This window comes from Candidatus Bathyarchaeota archaeon A05DMB-5 (assembly GCA_019685655.1).
In the GTDB taxonomy this organism is placed as follows: Archaea; Thermoproteota; Bathyarchaeia; order Bathyarchaeales; family Bathycorpusculaceae; genus DSLH01.
Genome location: JABFQP010000004.1, coordinates 184,307 through 205,080 on the forward strand (window position 1 = coordinate 184,307; position 20,774 = coordinate 205,080).

At 43.1% G+C, this 20,774-nt stretch carries 22 protein-coding genes and 1 tRNA gene; 13 read left to right on the top strand and 10 right to left on the bottom strand.

All coding sequences use genetic code 11. From position 1 onward, the window contains the following. Positions 1 to 219 precede the first annotated feature (219 nt). The 3 genes from HM003_06890 (at position 220) to HM003_06900 (ending at position 3,113) form a co-directional block, all read left to right on the top strand. Positions 220 to 792, top strand: coding sequence for a hypothetical protein (locus HM003_06890; GenBank protein ID MBX5329057.1), 573 nt, complete (start codon positions 220 to 222; stop codon positions 790 to 792). Between the two features lie 31 nt (positions 793 to 823). Then, the gene (locus HM003_06895; protein ID MBX5329058.1) at positions 824 to 964 is read left to right on the top strand and encodes a hypothetical protein; all 141 of its coding nucleotides are present in this window, start codon (positions 824 to 826) and stop codon (positions 962 to 964) included. A gap of 100 nt (positions 965 to 1,064) precedes the next feature. Further along, a complete protein-coding gene (locus tag HM003_06900) occupies positions 1,065 to 3,113 on the top strand; it encodes a DUF4910 domain-containing protein (protein MBX5329059.1) in 2,049 nt (682 codons plus the stop codon). Here the strand turns inward: HM003_06900 and HM003_06905 are convergent. Next, the gene (locus HM003_06905; protein ID MBX5329060.1) at positions 3,100 to 4,302 is read right to left on the bottom strand and encodes an MFS transporter; all 1,203 of its coding nucleotides are present in this window, start codon (positions 4,300 to 4,302) and stop codon (positions 3,100 to 3,102) included. The two genes, HM003_06900 and HM003_06905, sit on opposite strands and share 14 nt — an antisense overlap. Positions 4,303 to 4,460: 158 nt before the next feature. On the opposite strand from HM003_06905, the gene HM003_06910 reads away from it, so the two are divergent. Further along, a complete protein-coding gene (locus tag HM003_06910; protein MBX5329061.1) occupies positions 4,461 to 5,213 on the top strand; it encodes a proteasome assembly chaperone family protein in 753 nt (250 codons plus the stop codon). Positions 5,214 to 5,230: 17 nt separating this feature from the next. Here HM003_06910 and HM003_06915 read toward each other — a convergent pair whose 3' ends face one another. Both HM003_06915 and HM003_06920 read right to left on the bottom strand, forming a co-directional pair. Further along, positions 5,231 to 7,231 (bottom strand): ATP-dependent DNA helicase, encoded by a 2,001-nt coding sequence (locus HM003_06915; protein ID MBX5329062.1) that lies wholly within the window; start codon positions 7,229 to 7,231, stop codon positions 5,231 to 5,233. Positions 7,232 to 7,302: 71 nt separating this feature from the next. Continuing rightward, complete coding sequence (locus HM003_06920; GenBank protein MBX5329063.1) at positions 7,303 to 7,725, bottom strand: Lsm family RNA-binding protein; 423 nt, start codon at positions 7,723 to 7,725, stop codon at positions 7,303 to 7,305. A 132-nt stretch (positions 7,726 to 7,857) separates the two neighbouring features. Here HM003_06920 and HM003_06925 point away from each other — a divergent pair, with 132 nt between their 5' ends. Next, positions 7,858 to 8,874: a hypothetical protein gene (locus HM003_06925; protein MBX5329064.1), complete on the top strand. Its 1,017-nt coding sequence runs from the start codon at positions 7,858 to 7,860 to the stop codon at positions 8,872 to 8,874. Here the strand turns inward: HM003_06925 and HM003_06930 are convergent, their stop codons facing one another. From HM003_06930 to HM003_06945, 4 genes are all read right to left on the bottom strand, one after another. Then, the gene (locus HM003_06930; GenBank protein ID MBX5329065.1) at positions 8,875 to 9,378 is read right to left on the bottom strand and encodes an Lrp/AsnC family transcriptional regulator; all 504 of its coding nucleotides are present in this window, start codon (positions 9,376 to 9,378) and stop codon (positions 8,875 to 8,877) included. A 92-nt stretch (positions 9,379 to 9,470) separates the two neighbouring features. Continuing rightward, the gene (locus tag HM003_06935; protein ID MBX5329066.1) at positions 9,471 to 11,045 is read right to left on the bottom strand and encodes a sodium:solute symporter family protein; all 1,575 of its coding nucleotides are present in this window, start codon (positions 11,043 to 11,045) and stop codon (positions 9,471 to 9,473) included. After that, positions 11,045 to 11,245: a hypothetical protein gene (locus HM003_06940; GenBank protein MBX5329067.1), complete on the bottom strand. Its 201-nt coding sequence runs from the start codon at positions 11,243 to 11,245 to the stop codon at positions 11,045 to 11,047. Before HM003_06940 ends, HM003_06935 begins: the two co-directional genes overlap by 1 nt. Positions 11,246 to 11,322: 77 nt before the next feature. Further along, entirely contained in the window at positions 11,323 to 11,697 is a 375-nt protein-coding gene (locus HM003_06945) for a hypothetical protein (GenBank protein MBX5329068.1), read from the bottom strand. A gap of 110 nt (positions 11,698 to 11,807) precedes the next feature. On the opposite strand from HM003_06945, the gene HM003_06950 reads away from it, so the two are divergent. Both HM003_06950 and HM003_06955 read left to right on the top strand, forming a co-directional pair. Beyond that, positions 11,808 to 12,545 carry an HAD family hydrolase gene (locus tag HM003_06950; protein ID MBX5329069.1) on the top strand — a complete coding sequence of 246 codons (738 nt, stop codon included), beginning with the start codon at positions 11,808 to 11,810 and terminating at the stop codon, positions 12,543 to 12,545. Between the two features lie 132 nt (positions 12,546 to 12,677). Next, complete coding sequence (locus tag HM003_06955; GenBank protein ID MBX5329070.1) at positions 12,678 to 12,854, top strand: hypothetical protein; 177 nt, start codon at positions 12,678 to 12,680, stop codon at positions 12,852 to 12,854. A gap of 166 nt (positions 12,855 to 13,020) precedes the next feature. Here HM003_06955 and HM003_06960 read toward each other — a convergent pair. Continuing rightward, positions 13,021 to 13,098 (bottom strand) — tRNA-Gly (locus tag HM003_06960). Positions 13,099 to 13,172: 74 nt separating this feature from the next. Next, complete coding sequence (locus HM003_06965) at positions 13,173 to 13,595, bottom strand: hypothetical protein (protein ID MBX5329071.1); 423 nt, start codon at positions 13,593 to 13,595, stop codon at positions 13,173 to 13,175. Positions 13,596 to 13,706: 111 nt separating this feature from the next. Between HM003_06965 and HM003_06970 the strand changes: the two genes are divergently transcribed. Further along, positions 13,707 to 14,948: a DUF401 family protein gene (locus HM003_06970; protein ID MBX5329072.1), complete on the top strand. Its 1,242-nt coding sequence runs from the start codon at positions 13,707 to 13,709 to the stop codon at positions 14,946 to 14,948. Between the two features lie 30 nt (positions 14,949 to 14,978). On the opposite strand, the gene HM003_06975 is transcribed toward HM003_06970, so the two are convergent. Then, complete coding sequence (locus tag HM003_06975; protein MBX5329073.1) at positions 14,979 to 16,250, bottom strand: M28 family peptidase; 1,272 nt, start codon at positions 16,248 to 16,250, stop codon at positions 14,979 to 14,981. Positions 16,251 to 16,319: 69 nt separating this feature from the next. On the opposite strand from HM003_06975, the gene HM003_06980 reads away from it, so the two are divergent. The 5 genes from HM003_06980 to HM003_07000 all read left to right on the top strand — a co-directional run bounded on the left by HM003_06980 (position 16,320) and on the right by HM003_07000 (position 20,768). Then, positions 16,320 to 16,877: a hypothetical protein gene (locus HM003_06980; GenBank protein ID MBX5329074.1), complete on the top strand. Its 558-nt coding sequence runs from the start codon at positions 16,320 to 16,322 to the stop codon at positions 16,875 to 16,877. Between the two features lie 61 nt (positions 16,878 to 16,938). Further along, a complete protein-coding gene (locus tag HM003_06985; protein MBX5329075.1) occupies positions 16,939 to 17,388 on the top strand; it encodes a hypothetical protein in 450 nt (149 codons plus the stop codon). A 180-nt stretch (positions 17,389 to 17,568) separates the two neighbouring features. Continuing rightward, a complete protein-coding gene (locus tag HM003_06990) occupies positions 17,569 to 19,785 on the top strand; it encodes an elongation factor EF-2 (protein ID MBX5329076.1) in 2,217 nt (738 codons plus the stop codon). A gap of 96 nt (positions 19,786 to 19,881) precedes the next feature. Beyond that, on the top strand, positions 19,882 to 20,163 hold the full coding sequence (locus HM003_06995; protein ID MBX5329077.1) for a LysO family transporter: 282 nt from the start codon (positions 19,882 to 19,884) through the stop codon (positions 20,161 to 20,163). Beyond that, positions 20,160 to 20,768: a lysine exporter LysO family protein gene (locus HM003_07000; GenBank protein ID MBX5329078.1), complete on the top strand. Its 609-nt coding sequence runs from the start codon at positions 20,160 to 20,162 to the stop codon at positions 20,766 to 20,768. The genes HM003_06995 and HM003_07000 overlap by 4 nt, the downstream gene beginning before the upstream one ends. The last annotated feature ends 6 nt before the right edge of the window (positions 20,769 to 20,774 follow it).

The following is a 20,774-nucleotide window of genomic DNA, read 5'->3' on the forward strand; positions in this document are numbered from 1 at the left end:
AAAAATGCGTTTATTTGTTGAGCTAAGAGGTTAATTGCGGCAAGAAGGGACGTCTGATTTCAATTCTGAGTTTTCCTCAGAGATATTCAACAGGGGCATATTGCCGAAATTATCAGCATCTTTCTATTTTTTTTCACCACATTCTTTAACCAACAGTGTTGGAAAAACAAAAATAGTGAAATTGACACACGAAAACTTTGCTTTCTGGAGATTGAAATTATGAGAAAAGAAAAATTAGTAGCTCTAGCGGCAGTAACTCTCATCTTGTTCGCTATCCTTCCAAGCTTATCATTTGCCAGACCTCAAAATGACGCAGGTAGCGGTACAGATGCTGGCAACACTCCTTCAACAGCTTTACCAATCTCGCCAGGCTCATACAAAGGCACCCTATACTATCCAAGTCCAACCGACACGGTAGACTTCTACAATTTCACTATCACGGTTGGAGACTGGATGTACGTGACCATGACTCCTCCATCCACTGCTGATTTCCAATTAGAAGTCCACAGTCCAGACGGAAACGTGTATGGTTCTTACAACGGTGCTGGGCAGATGGAAAGCATCAACCACCGAGCCGAAATAGGGGGCGTTTGGAGCATACGCGTTTCACGATATACTGGTGAAGGGCAATACACATTCAACTTAAGCATAACATCAGGACACGCGCAGTTGACAGTGTGTGTTCCACAAGCACCTCCAGAAGGAGTCATTGTATGGATAGACGGACAAGCTTACATAGCATACGCAAACACTCCAGTGGTCGTCACCCTAGCAACGGGCACACACACTTGAAGCGGAAAGAAGCTTTCTCAAAGAAGAATGGATGCCTGGAACCTACTATATCTACACGTTCCAGAAATGGTCAGACGGCGTAACAGCAAACCCACGCAATATAAATCTAACTCAAAACATGACAATAACAGCGTACTACTTACGGTCAAAATACGGAATACAAATTTATTAAGACGAACACACTTCTTACCCTCTCTTTTTCTACGGCAAATTACGCCAAAACCTTAACTAGACGAAACAATTCTAGCTACTCAACAGGTAGTGAATAATAGATGAGTATAAATAAACTTGTCAAAGACGAAATTTCTGGTGTTGTTGCTAAGGGTTTTGTTGAGCAAATCGCGCATTTTCATCGCATTCAAGGCTCCACAATGTTTCATGAAGCCGCAGAATACGTCAGAAATGAACTGTTAAAAATAGGCTTAAAAGACGCTGTAATCGAACAGTTCACGGCGGACGGCAAAACCCAATACTGGACACACACTTCACCCGTTGGCTGGACAGCCAAAAGCGCAGAACTCCACCTCGTCGAGCCAGAAGAACGCCTAATCGTACGCTACGAGGACGTACCCACTTGCTTGCACACATACAGCAAAGCCACGCCGCCCGAAGGTGTAACCGCAGAGCTAATAGACGTGGGCAAAGGAACAAAACCCGAAGATTACGAAGGCAAAGACGTAAAAGGCAAATTCGTCCTCGCCACAGGTAGAGCCCATACGGTTCACGAAGAAGCAGTGCGGAAACGCGGCGCCTTAGCAGTAATAACAGACACGCTAACCTACGAAATGCCCGGAGTCCGCGAAAGCCTCGACATACCAGACGCTCATGCTTATCAAAGTATATGGCCAAAAGCCGAAGAAATCGACAAAGTAACATTCGGCTTCAGCCTATCCAAACGCCAAGGCAACATGCTCCGCGCTTTGTTGGCGAAAGGCAAACCCGTGAAACTCAAGGCAAAAGTGGACGCGCAACTTTTCAGCGGCTACTCAGACGTGGTAACCGCCACAATAAAAGGCAAGTCGAAGCCAGACGAAGAAATCTTCCTCATAGCGCATTTGTGCCACCCAAAACAAAGCGCAAACGACAACGCTTCAGGAAGCGGCTTACTAATCGAAATCGCACGCACAGTCACAATGCTAATAAACAGCGGCAAAATCCAACCGCCAGACAGAACCATACGCTTCTTCTGGGTTCCCGAAACACTAGGCACAGTCGCATACCTAAGCCAACACGAAGACATGTTCAACCATTTCATAGCGGGCATAAACTTGGACATGGTAGGACAAAACCAGGAACTCTGCAAATCCACGCTAAACTTGGACTGCACACCAGACTCTTGCCCATCTTACTTGAACGATTACGTTTACAGCCTAATTGAACAGTCCACCAAAGAATTCGACTCGCCAACCGCTTTCGGTTCAAGCTCAACCTTCCGCTACGCAGCAACAGCCTTTAGCGGAGGAAGCGACCACGCAGAATTCACAGAAGCAACCGTACACGCCCCATGCGTGATGCTGCTACAATGGCCAGATCTCTACTACCACACAAGCATGGACACAATTGACAAAGTAAGCGAAGACAGCCTCAAACGCGTAGGCTGGATAACCACAGTTGCCGCGTTAACACTTGCAAACGCCACAGCCGAAACCGCATATTTACTGGCACAGCTAACCGCTTCAAAAGGCATAACCCGCCTAGAAAACGCAACCACAGAAGCAATCGAGACGCTGTTCAAGAAAAAAGAAGACCCAAAACTTAAAGACAAACCAGAAGAACTAGCCAAAGAACTCACAAAAACAGCCACATACTACAAAAACAAAATAGCACACATCACATGGCGAGAACAAGAAGCAACCAAATCAACCCAAAAACTCGCACAAACACCAAAAATAACCGCCTTCATAAGTGGACTCTGCGAAGAAATCACAAACCAAGGCAAACAAAAAACCGCAAGAATAGAAGAAACTCTAAACTTCATCACAGAAACATCCGCCTTAACCATTCCAACAACCATAGAAGAAACCGAACCAGAAAAAGAACTGAAAAAACTAGTTCCAAAACGCTTGTTCAAAGGCACATTAAACTTCGACATACTAAAGAAAACCTTAGGCGAAAAAGAATACGAATGGTACGAGGAAATCTGGGAGAAAGACCCCCAATTCGGCAAAAAAATAGGTGAACTAATAAACTTCATGGACGGAAAACGAAACGCACATCAAATTCTAACAGCAGTCTCAGCAGAATACAACGAAACCAGCCCAGAACTTGCACTAAAGTTTCTCAGAGACCTAGAAAAAGCAAAACTACTCACTTTTGAATAGCTCCACCCTTCTTCCTCGCTCTCGTTTCTTCCAGAAAAAGCGGCAAAACCGCAGACACACCTATTGTTAAGGCAGAAGCGTAAAAAGGCGCCAACTGCCCCCACGCATCCCAGAGAACACCACTCAAAGCATTTCCAATTATCAACCCAACCCAAAATGTCGTCGCCGAGACACCATTAACGAAGCCCCACTGTGACTGAGGCGTAGAATCCATCATAAGCGTCTGAAAAGCAGGCCAAGACATATTCAACAAAGCATTAGACAAGAACATAAAAAGAACCAATTCAGCAAAATTGTGCGAATAAGCAAACAACAAGAAAAACGGAGAAGACACCAAAAACGTCCAAAACATAACCTTTCTCCTGTCAAATCGGTCACTGCACTTGCCGCCTGGAAGTTGCACAACAATCGAAGCAACACCAAAACCCACAGCATACAATATTCCAATTAAAGTGTAATCCAAGTTAAAATTCAGCCTAGCAAAAACCGAAATCACCGGTCCAGTCGCGCCGATGCCGACGCCTTGAATTATGTTAATCAACGAGAACATAACAAGCACAAACAAATATTTCCCAGCTACGCTGCTGTCAGCGTCATTTACGCTTTCAGCTTTCGCTTGTGGCTTTCTCCGAGTCTCACGCATCAGAAGCGTCAACGGAAAAACACTCAATATCAAAATGAAACACGCAAAGAAAGGAAAACGAATACCCAAAGCATCCGCGGCTGCTCCACCCAAAAAAGGAGCCACTGTCGAGCCAACCAACCATGAGATGTTCGTCCACCCATAAGCCGAAGCCATTCCACCGTTTGCAGAAGCATCCGCCACAATTGCCCAACGAACCGGAATATACAAACCCGTCGCGAAACCACTCAGCATCGCCCAAGGCACCAAATCCACCCAATTGTTGGCTAAGGCATACATTAAAGGCGGAAAAGCAGCCAGTAACGTTCCCAAAGCATGAATTTTTCTTCTACCATACTTGTCAGAGAGGAAACCGCTGAAAATCTGCACACCAGCCGCAAAAGCATTTGAAACAGAAAAGACAAAGCCAAGTTCTGTCATGGAAGCGTTAAGTTCAGTAATATAAATTGGCCATATTGGACTAATCAGGTTGAGGGTTAAGGAGCAAACTAAGAAAACGATGGAAAGAAGCAGTATGTCTCGTCCGTAACTCATAAAGCGTTGCAATCTCGTTGCCCCTAGTCAAGCTAACCAGCCATCCTTCGAAAATGTCAACCGTCTATTTAACAATTATGGGCTGGACGTAACGCCATATCGAGCAGAACATGTTTATAATTGTGATTTTGTTTACATTACCCTGTTCACAGCAGACAGAGGCTAAAAGCATGGTTTGCACAATTAAAATCTATGAAAAACCAAAACTTAACAATCCAGTTCTGATAGAGGGCTTGCCAGGCATAGGATTCGTAGCCAACATTGCCTCTTTACATTTAATCAGCGAGTTAAAAGCCAAACTTTTCGCCGAGATTCTCTCCGCTTCTTTTCAAGACTTGGCTGTGACAACCGAAACTGGAGGCGCACGTTCACCAATAAACGAGCTTTACTATTACAAGGCAGACGGCGGCGGTCGCGACTTAATAATATGGTATGGCAACACCCAAGCGTTAACAACTTTTGGGCAATACGAGCTCTGCGGACGCGTTTTGGACATAGCGGAAGAGTTAGACTGCCGTTTTCTAGTCACCCTAGGCGGGTTTAAACAAGACGAAATAAAGGAAATTCCACAGGTTTACTGCGCAGCCACAGACGCTGAGACCGCAAAGGAAGCCTTAAGCTTGGGAACGAAGATGATGGTTGGACAAATCTTCGGCGTTGCTGGGCTTCTAGTAGGGCTTGGCAGGCTCAGAGGCTTCAAAGGTTTCTCGCTTTTAGTCGAAACACCAGGAACTTATCCTGACGCTAACGCTACGCGTTATGCTTTGTCGGTGCTGAACAAGTATTTGAACATGAATGTTGACTTGTCAAAGTTGGATGTGGCTGCGGAGAAGACCCAAAAAATACTGGAGTCTTTCGGTTTGATTAGAACTGTCGTTGAACCACAAAAGAAGGAAGAGCAGAAATTCCGCTGGTTCGTCTAAAATCGCAAATATATAATTTAGAAAGGAGTGTAGAAGTCTTCGATTTTGCTGAGGATGCTCTCTATTTTCATGTGAGGCTTCATTTCTTCTCTCCATTCCTTTGGAAGCTTCAGTCTAAACTGTCCAGCAGCTCGTCCATCCATTATGATAATTACGCCTTTATCTTCCGGACTGCGTAAAAGTCTTCCAGCAGACTGCGCCAACGCATTTAAGCATGGAATGTCATTTGCATATTCTAAGGCTTTGTCTCCGAATTTTTCTCTAAAAAACGTGTATAGCGCTTCTTGAAGTTCTGTTCTCTTTGGGTATGGCAAGCCAACGATAACAACCGAAGAAAGCATGCTTCTTCCTTCAGTGGACATGTCGACTCCTTCGCTAATTTTGCCCCTGGCGACGCCGAACACGACGCATTCTCTGTTGTTTTTTAAGAAACGGAGCACATCCACAATTTTTGTGCCTTTTTCTTCAACAACCAAAGGAGAATCAAACTCTGCTAGCTTGGCTATTTGGCGCATTATTTCGTATGAAGGGAAGTAAACGGCTACCCGCCCTTTGATTTGCTGGACTATTTGTGTTAAGTGGTCTGCTATTCGCTTCCATTGCGCTTCATTACGTTTTTCAAACTGTGTTGTAACTGCTTTATCCACTAGGATAAGCCTGTTTTCTGGCGGAAACGGACTGGGAAGTTCCATGTTTCTGCAGCGTTTTCGGTCGATGCCTAAAACATCAATGTAATAGTTTGCGTGCCAAAGCGTTCCGGACATTAATATGGCAGAGCGAAGTTCGTTGATGACACTTGCAGCAACCGAAGGGTCAAGACACTTAATTCCAATTCTAACATGTCTTCTTCCTTCTCTGTCAAGCTCAACTTTAACGTAACGCACATAAGCCGAACCAGAAAGTTTAACCCAATTTAGCAAGAAGCCTGCACAGCGAGAAAGGTAGGACACTGGGCTTTTGCCTACTTCAGCCCTTTTTTGCCGTATGTATTCACCTTTTTCTAGAAGCTCAGAAGCGAACTCTTTCAGTTTGCCAGTTTCTATTCGAAGGTTTTTGGATAAGGCGTTGATTATTTTGTCTGTGTCAATAACGTGTTCAACATCTAATCCATAGTTTTTGTAAACCGTTTTTCCAAGCTCTAAAAGCGCATTGTGTAACGCGTCTAAAAAGCCATAATCATCCAAGCCGAAGTCTTTGACTTCTCTCAATGCCCGCTTGATGCTTGTTGATGAGAGTTCGTCTGAAAAGATTCCAGATGCGTAATAGGGCAAGCTGTGTGCTTCGTCGAAAACACAGTTTATGTTTTCTGTTCGCAGTCCAGCCTTGCCGAGAATTGAGCCTCTAATGGCGTCTACAAGAATGTAGTTGTAATTGCCAATTACTATGTCGGCGTGTCTCGTTAGGATTTTTGTCACTTCGTAGGGACAGAGTTCTTGGCTTTGGCAGATTTCGTAGACTTCCTCGGGCATTAATGGACCGACTTCTTTGATTTTGTTAACGACGTTGAAGGTGTGCCGGCTTGGTTTCCAATCAGTGTAGGTTCTATCGTAGTATTTGCATGTTTTTTCGAAAGCGCCTTCCTTTAAGTCTTTGCAATAGTAGAGGAAATCGCGGTAGCTTAGGTTCTTAAGTTTTGGGTCTTCTATAATTTGGGGGCACAGTTCTTTTTTGCTTTTGAAAACTGAAGCGACAAAGCTTGAGTCACAGTGTTTCTTAATGCTTTGAAGTTCTCTGCAGTAGATTTCAAGCTGGTTTCTGGTGCGGGTTAATGCGAGAAGTTTGCCAACTGAAGAGTCAGACTCTTTAGCAATCAAGAAAGCGGTTAACACTGAAATGGATTTTCCAGTGCCGCATGGAGAAGAAAGCAAGCCTAAGTTTCCATTTTTAATTACATTAAAAGCAAATCGTATTGCTTTAAGTTGAAAGGGACGAAAATCTGGGTAAGGAAAAAACTCTCTAACTAACCTATGAAAATCCTTCTCACTTTCGATTTCTATCTGGGTTAGTTCATCAGCCATAATAATCATTCTTCATTTATTGCCCAGAGAAACATAAGAAAGGAAGGAATGAAAAGTCATTTTTGCAAGCGTTATCCTTTAATGTCGCTGATGAACTGCTCGTAGACTTTCTGCACCCGTTCAGCCGCTGGACCAGAACCTTCAACGACACCTTTCTCTGTAACTTTAACTTTGTCCATGACCCATATGAACCCTTTATCCTCGTAAAGCCTCACCATTGTTGGGAATACTTTTTCCAAACGGTCTGCGAGCGCTTTCATGTCGAAGGGTTTTTCCACGCTTATAATTTGGGCTACTGTAGCTCCATTTAGGAAAACTCTATGCAAGGCTTTTCCTGTTTCATCTTTTGCTTCGCCTAGACATAAGCTTAAAGTGTCGGGGTTAATGCCGATTAATGTTCCATTATAGGTTTTTCCAGTCGTAGTCGCAACAACCACGCTTTTGTCAACTAACGCTGTGACTTCGGTGAAGAATTTTCTCTGCGCTACTGACAATCTTTCAAACCTCCATTACCACCCTTAACACTTATGAAAACCCATATTTAGGATTTTAACAAAACACAAAAGGAACTTTCCAACACAAACTACCAAATAAAAGTAAGATGACCTTTTCTGGAGAGAATCACAATGAATGAAATTGAACTGGTCGAAGAAACGGCGCGTAATATTCTATTAGAAAACCCTGACAGGGTGGTTCGTTTTCGTCTCTTACGTGACGTTTTGAAACTGTCACCTTCCAATGGTAGGCTTATCAGCGCTAAGCAAGAAATGCTGCAGAGTCGATGGGTTCTGGAACTTAAAAAAGAACAAAAAGAAGATGGAAGCTGGGGAAGATTTCACTCCGCAATGAAAACCAAAGGAAAAATCTTAACCACAGAAGCCGCAGTTGAAAGAGGCTTAGCATTAGGCTTAGAAGAATCAGACCCCATTTTTCAAGCCACAATAAACTATCTTTCACGTTTACTTGACGGCTCACTTGATTTTCCAGACCCGCCAGAACGAAACAACCGCTGGGCTACGGGTAAGCAGCTTTTTGTCGCTGCAACCTTAGCCAGAATATGTCCAACTCACCCAGCTATTGACAAAGCATGGGATTTGTGGGCTAAAATCGCAAAGCACACGTTTGCTTCGGGCAAGTATGATTCAGAAGCGGAAATACAAGCGCACAAGACGCTGACTGGCGCTTCTGTCAAGAACAGCTATTTAATGCTTAACGGCAAGTATCAATTGGCTCTTCTCGGCTCAAGAGCCGCAAAACTTCCAGCAACGCTCGAATACGCCTTGGTTGATTGGGTGTGGCGCAATGAGGAAGGTGTTGGTTATTTGGGGATTCCATTATCAAACATTCCAAATCATTTTACGCCGGGAATACTGGATAGGTTTTTCACGTCCTTTGAGCTGCTTTCTCATTTTTTAAGCTGGCGCAAATTTGCAAAAGACATAATTGACTGGTTGTGGACGCAAAGGAATAATGAAGGCTTATGGGATTTTGGACCACGCGCAAGCATGTCAGTTTATTTTCCTCTTTCGGAAACATGGCGGACCCCAAGGCATCGTCAGCATGACTGGACAACACGTGTTCTCGCATTGCTAAGAAACTACTATGAAACCCCCAACCAATTAAAAATGAAAAAGGAACATTAGCTATTCTAAATCGTCTATATCATCTGCTAGATATGTCAAGTCGAAAGGTTTCAGAATTATTCCCGTTTTCAAACTTACAAGAAAAGATTGGACATCGCTTGCAAAATCAGCAAAACTCACTATGAAATCCCGCATGAAATCCGCATATTTAGAATAATTCTTGTGGACTGAAACTATTATGCCATCTTTTCCCAATCCTTCTCCATCAGAGGCAAAAATCACATTAGAATGCCTCTTATACCACTCCTTCACCAACCGAATTCTCTCTTCAACCGTGGCTTTCTCATAAGTCCTAGCCTTCACGAACGTGAACGCTAAAAGCTCGTAGCCAATCTTGTCAAATTCCGGAACAATCGTGTAGCTTCTAACATATTTATCCGTGAGTTTCCTAAGCCTAGTCACCGTTGGCTGCGATAAGTTAACAGCTTTAGCTAGTTCTCTATCGCTTCTTTTTGAGTTACGAATTAACTCTTTCAACAGTTTAGCGATGTTTTCTTGTTTCATGACTTTCGCTGTGTTTTCAGAGTTATTAATGTTTTCGGAAGCAGAAATCAAGATTTACAGAAGCGCGTTTCCAAGCTGTGCTGTGCAGTGAATTATTTCTTTCTTTTCGGAAAGAGTTTGTCAATTTTCTCTTCTTCTAAAGGTTTGGTTGCTAAGCTTACAAGAAAGTAGACCGCGGCAGAGCCGAACATCAAAGCCAGCGCCCAATAACCCCAATGATACAAGCCGAAAAGTTTTCCATAAGCATTTGGATGCAAAACCGTTAAAATTAAGCCGTAAACTATTGTGGCAATTGCACCCCATTTTGTAGCTCTCTTCCAATACATAGAAACGCCGACGACGAAAAAGAAAATTCCCGCCTGAGCCACGGCAGAGCCAGCCATAAACTCTGAAAGAATAGGCGGAGGAGAAGTCAAAGTCCACCATAAAGGTATGGCAATGAACGGAACAAGCATGGCTTTTGTAAGACATAAAAGTTTTCTTGAAGGAATTGTTGGACGAAAATTGTAAATGAAATCTCTCGTAATGTTAGTCGCCATAATCATAACCATCCCAGCTAAAGTGGCAACAGACGCGGCAAAAACGCCAGCCGCAAACAAAGAAGCAAGCGGAACTCCACCGACACTTATGCTCACAAACGTGGCTGCTGAATCTCCATACATTGGCTTGTATTGCACCGCCATTAAAGCGTCTCCCCAAACTGCCCGCGCGGCAAATCCGACAACACCAATCCACAGCGGCGTCAAGCCACCAACGATTAAGATAAGAAGCATCATCCAATATTCACGCTTGCCAATTTTTCGAGTGCCAAGAAAACGTGCCATATTATGTGGAAAACCAGTAGCCATAAAAAGAAACATAAAAACCGCTGCGGTAACGCCCACCCAGTCTGCGCCTGCAAAAGCTAAACCTTCAGGCGCCGGCAAAGGCAAAGTATAATCTTTCAAAGGTATTGAAGTTTCAACTCCACCGGGTTTTGTAAAAGTTTGCAGTTTAATGGCATCTGCGATGTTTGCTGGTCCACCTGCCCAAGCTAGCGATGCTATGCCCAATGTCCAACCAACCGCAGTTAGAAGGATTCCTTGAAAACATGAAACCCACTGTGTGCCAGTGTAGCCGCCAACAGCAATGTAAACAAGAACCAAAATGGCGGTAGCCACGAGACTCCACTGGAAAGACGTGTTTGTCGTTATGGTCCAGACAGTTGCCATCGCCTTGTATTGACCTACACAATACACTATGAGGAGAATAATCATGGCAAACCCAGCTAACGCCTGCACAAATTTGCTTTCAAATCTTACACGCAACATTTCAGGAACGGTTCGCGCCCCAAGCGCTACGTATCTCCGCATTCGATAACCAATAACCAAGCATAACGCTGTACCCATTATACACATAGTGCCTATTAACCAGCTGCCAGCCCAACCGTAAGCATACCCTAAACCTGCATTTCCAAAAATCGCCCACCCACTAAGGTAAGAAGCAATTAAAGCGAAACCTGTAACGAAAGGACCTATGTCTCCACGTCCTACTAGCCATTCTTCAAAACTTTTAGCTTTCCTTCTCATGAAAAAACCCAAAAGAACACTTACCGCTAGAAAAGCGGCAATAGCAGCGATTACGCCAGCTGCAACTTCAGAAGAAGCTTCAGGTATGGACGCACTCATCAATCTTCCTCCCAATAATAACGCGTTTTTATCAGAACCGCCAAAACTCCAAAAACTATTGCCAAGATCGCATGTCCCCAGTAAGCGTACCATTCGCCAAGCAGATACGCAAGAACTGGAACCAGAATTACGCAAAGAATTAGGATAGCTGAGAGAATGTATACTTTCAGCCGGCATCTCCTCTTTATTTTTCTTTTCATCCATCGAATTTGATATTTAAGTTATTCTAGAACGGCTTAGAGAAAAAGACGTTTAATTGGGCGAGTCGAAAAATTGGTTATGAGGCTGCGTTTTTCCTTTTGCGTGCAGTTTTCGGTGATTTCTCCTGCATCATGGTTTCTTCCAGAGAGTTTGCTTTGCGCAGTTCTTCCATATACCAGCCTCTATTACGAGAGTAGTTTAAACCAACAAGTATTCCAAAGACTATGAGGGAGCATCCGCTAATTATCAGCGATAGACCTAAAACTGCCCCCACAAACGGTTCGGTGACGTAGGGAAAAATAAGGAACCAATTTGGCTGTGATGTTAGGCTTAGGGTTTCGAGGATGCCGCCTACAAGGAAAATGGCGCCTGCTAAAAACATCAGGTATGAGAGGGTTTCGTTGTGTCTTGATTCTTCCGCTTTTTCATGAAGGTAATCTCTGAAGGACATGGAGGTTCAATATGTCAGATAACTGAACGTATACGTAAATCTTATTATATTCAAATAAACATTCAAAAAACGAATCAATAATAACTAAAAAGGCAAAAGAGGAACAATGTTTGGCGCTTACAAAAGCAATAATATTCGACTTCATCGGCACCTTAACAGACGTTAAAAAGTATAGTCTGGAAAATTCAAAGGTCAAATTGTACAAGGCAATCGCCGAAGCAGGATTCAATGTTAGCCTCGAAAGTTTTTTGGAAGCCTACAGTCAAGCACACGAGAAATACCGCGTTATACGCTATCAAAAACTAGTTGAAGTAACAAACGCCGTTTGGATTTCAGAAGCTTTGAATTCGCTAGGATTTGTAACTACTCCAGAAGACACACGCATAAAAGCGGCTGTAAACGTTTTCTTTGAAGATTACGTGAACTCCTTTGAGCTTAGACCATGCACAAAAAGGATGCTCAGTAAAGTTTGCGGAGACTACAAACTTGGTTTAATCTCAAACTTCACGTACGCGCCAGTAATCTATGCGGGTTTGAGAAAACTGGACATAAACAAGTTTTTTAACGCTGTTTTGGTTTCGGAAGCTGTTGGTTGGCGCAAGCCTCACGCGAAGATTTTTGAAGAAGCAATCAGAAGGCTTGGAGTAGCAGCGGAAGAAACTGTTTACGTGGGAGACAGCCCATTAGAGGACATAAAAGGTGCAAAGGCTGTTGGAATGAGAACAGTTTTTGTTCCTTCACAATTCTATTCACTCGAAAACCTTACGGAAAGCCAGCAGAAACCAGATTTGATTATGAAAGATATTTGCATGCTTTGCAAAGAAATTCAAAAATTCTTAAAATACTGATATTAAAGAAATGATGTTTTTAAAGACGCAGAAGAAACAGAAATGTATTATTAGAAATGTTTCTGTTCAAATTGTAGAAGAAAGCCTTTTAAACCTCACTAATGGATGCTACTGCTTCTCAACACAATGTAATTGGGAGGTGGAGAGGCTACGACAAAAAAGGCGTTAATTGAAGTTTTGCTTGTCGAAGAAAGTGCAGAGAAAACGGACAGAGAACTCGAAAAGGAGATTCGCGATGAGCTTTCAGAAAACACGCATGTAATTCCATGGGCAGCGAAAATAGAAAGAATGCAAGTCATCAGCGAATAAACACGTGGCTAAAATCGAATTTAAAGTAGGAAGAATAAATTCCCATATATTTTAGATTTTAACACTCATTTTTTCAGAATATAAAAATGCGTATTAGACAGACTATCATTTGCGCAGACAAGGCTAAGAAAGCGATGAAGTTAGAGCTATTCAGTAGAGAAACATATGGTGCGGTTGCCGGGATTTGAACCCGGGTCGTCAGCGTGGCAGGCTGATGTCCTAGACCAAACTAGACTACAACCGCGCATTAGCAATGAAATTTTGCTTTGGTGCTTATTTTCCTTTTCTGAACATTTGCCATTAAACATTAAGGTTTTGTTAAAATTTTTGGTCTAGAAGATTGTCAAGGTCTTTGATGTCTTTTAGGATTATGTCGGAATGGACAGTTATCCATGGACTGGGATTCCCAATTTGGCATATGCATATGGTCTTTTTGCCTTTGAGTTTGGCGTAGAAGAGTTCCATGCACGTTCCAGCCGAAAGCGTAGGGAGATACGCAACTAAAACATCGCATTTTTCTATGTCTTCCAAATCTCTTTTTATGAAGTCAACCGCTGGAACCTTATTCCACCAGCCATGTTCCTTGCCTCTGTAAATAACTTTTTCACGTTCCCAAGGGTCAACAACCTCAAAGCCGTGCCGAACACAAATTTCACGAATAACATCCCTATAAAACTGCTCTGTTTCCATGCCTTGAATTGGACCGGAAACGAAAACTGCTCTTTTCATGACAATCAACATGCAAAACACACATGTAGTTTTTAAAAGATTTCCTCATTAACAAAGGAAAAGGATTAAGAGTATGCCATCACATCCTAATTTTTCTCAAAGCCGACAAAGGGAGCAGAAAATTTGGGACTAGTTGATCCGGCAATAGCAATAATTGCCTCATTAGCGTTTCTAATAGCCTTATTGTATAAGCGTGTGAATCTGGGAATAACCCTAAACGTGACAGCTCAGCTTTTGGCTTTGCTTGCACTCGATTGGGCAACGATTCCACCGATAATCTGGCAGACAACCACCGACCCGCTAGCAATTTCAGTCGTACTCGCAACCTTCGGCATTATGCTACTAAGCCAACTCTACAAAGAAACAGGAATAATAAACAAGCTAAGCGAAAGTGTAGGCAACCTCATCAAAAACCCCAAAATCGTCCTAAGTGTATTACCCGCAATCATAGGGCTTCTGCCAGTCGCCGGCGGCGCATTAATGTCAGCGCCACTCGTTGACACAGAAGCTGAAAAACTCAAGCTAAAGCCAGACAGAAAAGCCTATGTGAACATTTGGTTCCGACACACGGTTTTCCCCGTTTACCCCTTAAGCCCGCCAATAATCACAACCGCCGCACTCACGGGAGTAGCAATACCCTTAATAATTATGCGGCAGATTCCCGTAGTTCTCGTAATGATAATAATCGGATTCATAATTGGCTTCTGGAAAGTTCCCAAATACAAAAATGAAGAAACAAACGGCGATAAACAAACAGCAAACTCAAACCTCAAAACTTTCCTTGTCACCTTCAGTCCAATTCTGGCAACGATAATTGTCGCAATATCTATGGACTCGGTTGGTTTGTCCCTAGAAGGTTTTCACACCGTAATAGCAATTTTAGTAGGGTTGCTAATTTTAATCGTCATTTCCAAACTGAATTTCGCAGTTTTCAAGAAACCTTTCAAAGGCTGGGGAATCTATGGCATAACAGCAGCAGCCTACGGCGCATTCTTACTAAGAAAAATCATGATAACCCCAGAAATCTCAAATGTGTTCTTAACATTCGTAACAAACGGAGGAGGCACAACTAGCATTCTACTGCTAATAACAATTCCGGCGATCTTAGGTGTCTTAACAGGCTCGCCAGTCAGCGGCGTCGCTGTCAGCATTCCAATTCTTTGTGGAACATCACTCGCCACGCCTAGTGTAGCTGCGTTAATTTACATCAGCGCTTATCTTGGATACACAATTGCGCCAACACACTTATGCTTCACTTTTACAGCGGACTATTTCAAATGCACATTAGGCAAAGTTTACAAGTACGTAATTCCATCGTTTCTAGTAACATTTCCAATGGCGCTATTCGTCTACTTCCTACTCTAAACAATCCTAACGAGTTTTGAAGACCCTTTTTTATTGAGTTCCTTGCACATTCTTCTTTTTGATTCCTGAATCTTCAAATCTTTTCTCAAGAGCCTTAGCAATGTCGTTGGGAATTTTCTTTTCAAAAGGCAACTCTTCAGCCTTTAACAAACGCTCCAAAAGTGTTTGACTCAATCTACCCACGGGAACAAAAGCTTCTGAACCGCACCAACGCAAATCCTCTAAGTCTGTATGCATTATCTGGGCTGCACCGCCAGCACGTGACAACATAACGGAAGGAACACCATAAAACGCTAAGGGCATGTGGTCTGAACCACCCATTCCCAACTCGCTGCTAACGCGAAGAGAGATTCCAAGCTCCTTTGCAGTAAAAGACATCAATGACTTAACCTCTTCCGGTCCGAGAACAACTGCGCTTAACTCGCCAAGCAATATTCCATGAACGTCAAAGTCGAGGCAAAGCTTGAGATTTCGAGTGTTCTCAGGGTTTTCAGCGTGATGGAAAGAGCCTCGCAGTCCAAGTTCTTCAGAGCCGAAAGCGGCAACCCTCAAAGTGCGATTCAGTTTTTCCTGTGCAAAAATTCTTGCCAACTCAAGCACGACAGCGGTTCCAGCGGCATTGTCATGTGCGCCCATAACACTTCTGACAGTGTCGTAATGCCCTCCAATCAGTATATCTTCATCTTCAACAGCCCCTGGCACTTCGCCAATAACATTTTGGCTCTTAGCAGTTACATTCTCCACTTCTGTAATTATCCTGAGCCTCCGCGGACCCTTCAACACGTTCAACACATCATCATGCGCCATTGAAACCGCCGGAACATTTTGCTTCTCAACATACTCAGCCCTAACAGAACGGTAAATCATAGGAGCCAATGGAGTCCGAGAAGGAAAAATCAATGCTAAAGGCTTAGCTTTCAAAATTTTTTCAAAATCTTTCTGAAACGGAACTAAGCCCAAAACAGCAATTTTACCTTCAATTTTCTTCAACGCCTCAGGTGATGTAGACTCTAACATGACTACGTCGCCTTCAACACCTTCCGGCGGAGTTGAAAGCGAATTTCCAACAGTAGCACACGCAAGTCGCGCGCCGTCGGGAAGCGAAACCTCTTCTTTTAAAATGCGGCTTGTCTGAACCTCAAACTCTTCCATTCTCACATTAGCAAGCCCGAACTCTTCAAACCATGCCTTTATCAAATTTGCTGCTTGGCGCTCTTTATCTGTTCCTGATTCTCGATTTCCAACTTCTTTGACAAGTCTCTCCATGAAACGATACGCTGAAACAGCGTCAAAAACTTTCATTTCGCATTTTCACCCTTTTCCCAACTAATCTACACACAATGATTAATAAAGACTATTAGGTCGCGAAGTATGGATTACCTTAAAGTGATGACTCGAATGGATGCACGCGAACTGCTAATGCTCAGAATGTGGCATCTGATTGGAAAACTTCGACTAGACAGAATCTTACGTATTGGGGGCTCAGCTTACGCGTTTACTGACTACTTTAGTGGTATGGAGAAAGCCGAAGCAGTTAAACAAATATTCGGTGACAAAACAGAAGAAGTGCTTCGCAACTTGAAGGTTAAGTTTACATGGATAGGCGGTTACATGTGGGTAGACGAGAGAAATGGACACTTGATGATTGATGCTAACTACTTGAAAAACGGAGACAAAGTTGACATCTACCTAGACTTAATTCACGAATTAGTCCATGTGCGGCAGCTAATGCAAGGACGCAGACTATTCGACGAGCAATACAGCTACATTGATAGACCGACAGAAATTGAAGCTTACGATCATGCAGTAGAAGAAGCTCGAAGAATAGGATTATCCGACCAAAGAATATGTCTGTATCTCCAGACAGAATGGATGAGCAAACAAGACCTGCAAAAGCTAGCCACAAAGCTAAAAGTGAAATGTGTTTAACCATTTCTAGTTTGATAAATTTTAAATGAAGAAACCGTTCACACTAAGTAAAAGTGATTTCATGAGTGAGAAATACGCCTTTGTCATGATGATTAAGGATAAATGGTGGCGCGAGTTTCTCCGCCTCCGACATAAGGGAAAAGAAGTGCAATCGTACGTACAGAATGGTTGGGCACCGCCCAAAAATACTTCCTTACTGTTCTTTTATGTTTCCAAGCCCGTTGGTGAAGTTGCAGGGCATGCGGAGTTTGTTGAACGCAAAACTGGAGACGCTGAAAGTTTATGGAAAGAGCATGGTAGTGAGTCGGTTCTGCAAACTAAGGAGAAATATGAAGAGTTTACTCGGGATATGCAGAGAGTTTCTTTCATCAGATTCAAAAACTTGCAAGCTGCTGCCAAACCAATATCCCTCAACAATTTTCTCATGTTTCTCGGCGTGAAGAGGCTTGCAAGGGGAGGCTTCTACGTAGACAAGGAAACCGCGGAGAAGATGATTGCCTTAATGGAATGAAGAGCAAGACAGATTTTGAGCAAGTCAATTGTTGCAACAAAAAGTTAATAGGTTGCCGTTTTATCTTCCATGTAGCCTATTCAAAATTCCCTCAGAGTGAAGAATAGCAATGTCTCAAAAGGCAATTACTGAAAATGCTTGCATTCAAGAACAATTAACTAGCGTAAAGAAGGTTTAGTTATGGGACGCTATAGACAAATTGAAGAAATTGTTAAACTTATGAATAACCGCGAAATGGTCAGAAACACCAGCATAATCGCTCACGTAGACCACGGAAAAACTACACTTTCAGACAGCCTATTAGCCGCTGCAGGCATAATAAGCGAACAAACCGCAGGTCAAAAACTGTTTCTCGACTCATGGGAACTTGAACAGAAAAGACAAATGACAGTCTTCGCCTCAAACATTAGTTTAGCTCACACCTACAAAGGAAAAGAATACCTCATAAACCTCATAGACACGCCAGGGCACATCGACTTCAGCGGAGCAGTAACCAGAAGCCTCCGCGCAGTAGACGGCGCATTAGTGGTTGTTGACGCTGTAGAAGGCCCCATGACGCAGACAGAAACTGTTTTGATGCAAGCATTACGTGAAAGAGTCAAACCAATCCTTTTCATTAACAAGGTTGATCGATTAATAAAAGAAATCAAGCTAACTCCAGAAGAAATACAGCGCAAATTTGCAAAAATAATCGCCAGAATAAACAACTTAATAGAAAAATATGCGCCACCGGAGCATAAAAAAGATTGGCAAGTCAACGTTGAAGACGGTCGCGTAGCGTTCGGTTCAGCCCTTCACAAATGGGGATTAAACTTACCTCATATGAAAGCGAAAGGTGTCTCGTTCAAAGACATAATTGACGCTTACTCTGGAGAACCAGAAGACATCGCAAGAAAAGTTGACGCATTAAGCAAAAAGGCACCATTATATGAGCCAATATTAGACATGTTCTGCGAACACTTACCCAATCCATTACAAGCGCAACCATATAGACAAAGCCAAATTTGGCCAGGCGACCCAAACAGTCCAGTGGGCAAGGGAATGGCAAGTGTTGACCCAAATGGACCGCTTCTCATGTGCATAACAACCATTGAAGTTGACCCTCACAGCGGAGTCGTCGCCATTGGACGTGTTTTCAGCGGGACAGTTGAAAAGGGAAAAGTTGTTAATCTCGTAACCAGCCGACAGAAAGGCACAATTCAGCAAGTTTACATGAGCATGGCTGCTGACAGAGTCATAGTAGACAAAGTTCCAGCGGGAAACATCGCTGCACTCTCTGGATTGCCCTCAGTTCACGTGGGCGAAACAGTCGCGGAAGAAGGTGTGGAAACGCATCCGTTTGAAGGATTAAAATATGTTTCTGACCCTGTGGTAACGGTTGCCGTTGAGCCGGAAGATGTTAAGGACCTGCCGCTTTTCGACAAAGTAATTCACAAGTTGACACTGGAAGACCCGAACCTTCACTTCACAATAAACAAGGAAAGTGGAGAATACCTGCTAAGCGGCATGGGCGAATTACATCTTGAAGTTACAGCTTACCGAATGCAAGAAGCAGGCTTGAAGGTGAAGATTAGCAAGCCAATAGTGATTTACCGTGAAACAATAAGCCACGACTACAAAGGACCGCCAATTATGGGTAAAAGTCCCAACAAGCACAGCAAGCTTTGGGTGACATTGGAGAAGTTGCCCGAAGAAGTAATCGAAGCCATCAGAGCCGGCAAAATTTCGGAAATGCAAACACGTGATGAAAGACAGAAGATTCTGAAACAGTTTGGCTGGTCAACAGATGATGCGCGCAACGTTATCGCTATTGAAGGAACAAACATTCTCGTAAACAGAATAAAGGGAAGACAATACGTTGAAGAAGTCATAGACCATGTAAAATCGGGCTTCAGAGAAGCAGTGCACACTTCTGTTTTAGCAAAAGAGCCCGCCTATGGACTAAAAGTAAACTTGGAAGACATCATGGTTCATGAAGACCCAGTGCACAGAGGACCCGCACAAATACTTCCGATGACTTGGCGTCCAATCTGGTGTTGCTTTCTATTGAGCGACCCCAAACTTCTGGAGCCTTTAATGAGTTTTGAGTGCAAAGTGCCAAATGACTTCGCAAGTTCAGTCATTGCGATAGTGCAGAAGCGCCGCGGAAAAATTTTGGACATGGTAAACGAAGAGGACATGGTTGTTGTCAAGGCTGAAATGCCCGTGGCTGAATCCTTCGGTATTGCAGATGAATTGCGTTCGTCAACACAGGGAAGAGCTTTTTGGGCGACGCAGTTTAGCCGTTGGGCTCCCGTTCCAGAGTCAATGCAAGCTGAAATAATAGCGCAAATACGCAAACGCAGAGGCTTGAGTCCAACACCGCCAGACGCGAAAGAGTTCTACGAAGAAGCATAACCCACGATTCTTATTCTTTTCTTTTGTTCTTTTGGGAAAGATTAAATCCTATAGTGGAGCTTATAGTTTTAATTCGTTTAGGGTTGGTATTGAGTGATGTTTAATGTTGTGTATTTGGTTGGGCTTGTGGCTGCGTTGGTTGCTGGATTGTTGCTGGGTTTTCTTTTAAGGAACAGAAAACGCGTCAACTTAGGCAAGGTTACTTTTGGAATTATCGTAGCATTGATATTTTCGTTAGGTTTCAGCATAGGCTCAAATAATGAGTTGTTAAGTTCTTTTCCGAAAATTGGAGTTAACGCCGTTGTAATTTTGCTTTTATCCGTGTTCTTTAGCGTAGTTTTTGTTAAAGCAGCAAGGAAATTGGTGAAGATGGAATGATGAAGTACATTGTTGCCGCTCTCTTATTTGGCGGAATAGTTGGTTACGTTAATAACAATTGGGGAAACATTGCAGCGGGAAACTTTGTTTCTGACTATTTGTTTAATGCTTTTCTTCTTTTGTTGCTTTTTGTCATGGGCATATCTTTTGGAATGGACAAGGAATCAATGGTGAAAATTAAAAAGTCAGGTTTCAAAATTTTGATTTTTCCATCTGCTGTTGCCTTAGGCAGCATTTTAGGCGGGTTCATAGGAGGATTGATTTTTGGTAATGCAGTGGCGTCTATGGCTGTAAGCGCTGGTTACGGCTGGTACACATTAGCTGGACCTTTAACTAATCAATTGTTTGGGGTTGAATGGGGTGCATTGGGTTTTACTGTAAACTTTCTGAGGGAACTGTTAACGATAACGACGATTTCTTTAACCGTTAAAGTTGACAAGTACGCGCCCATAGCATTTGGCGGCGCAACGGCCATGGACACGACACTGCCGATAATCATACGTTACTGCGGAGCGGACACGTTGATAACTGCGTTTTCAAGCGGCTTTGTTTTAAGCCTAATAGCGCCGTTCACGATAACAGCAATAGCAGCATTGCCTCACTGAAACTCT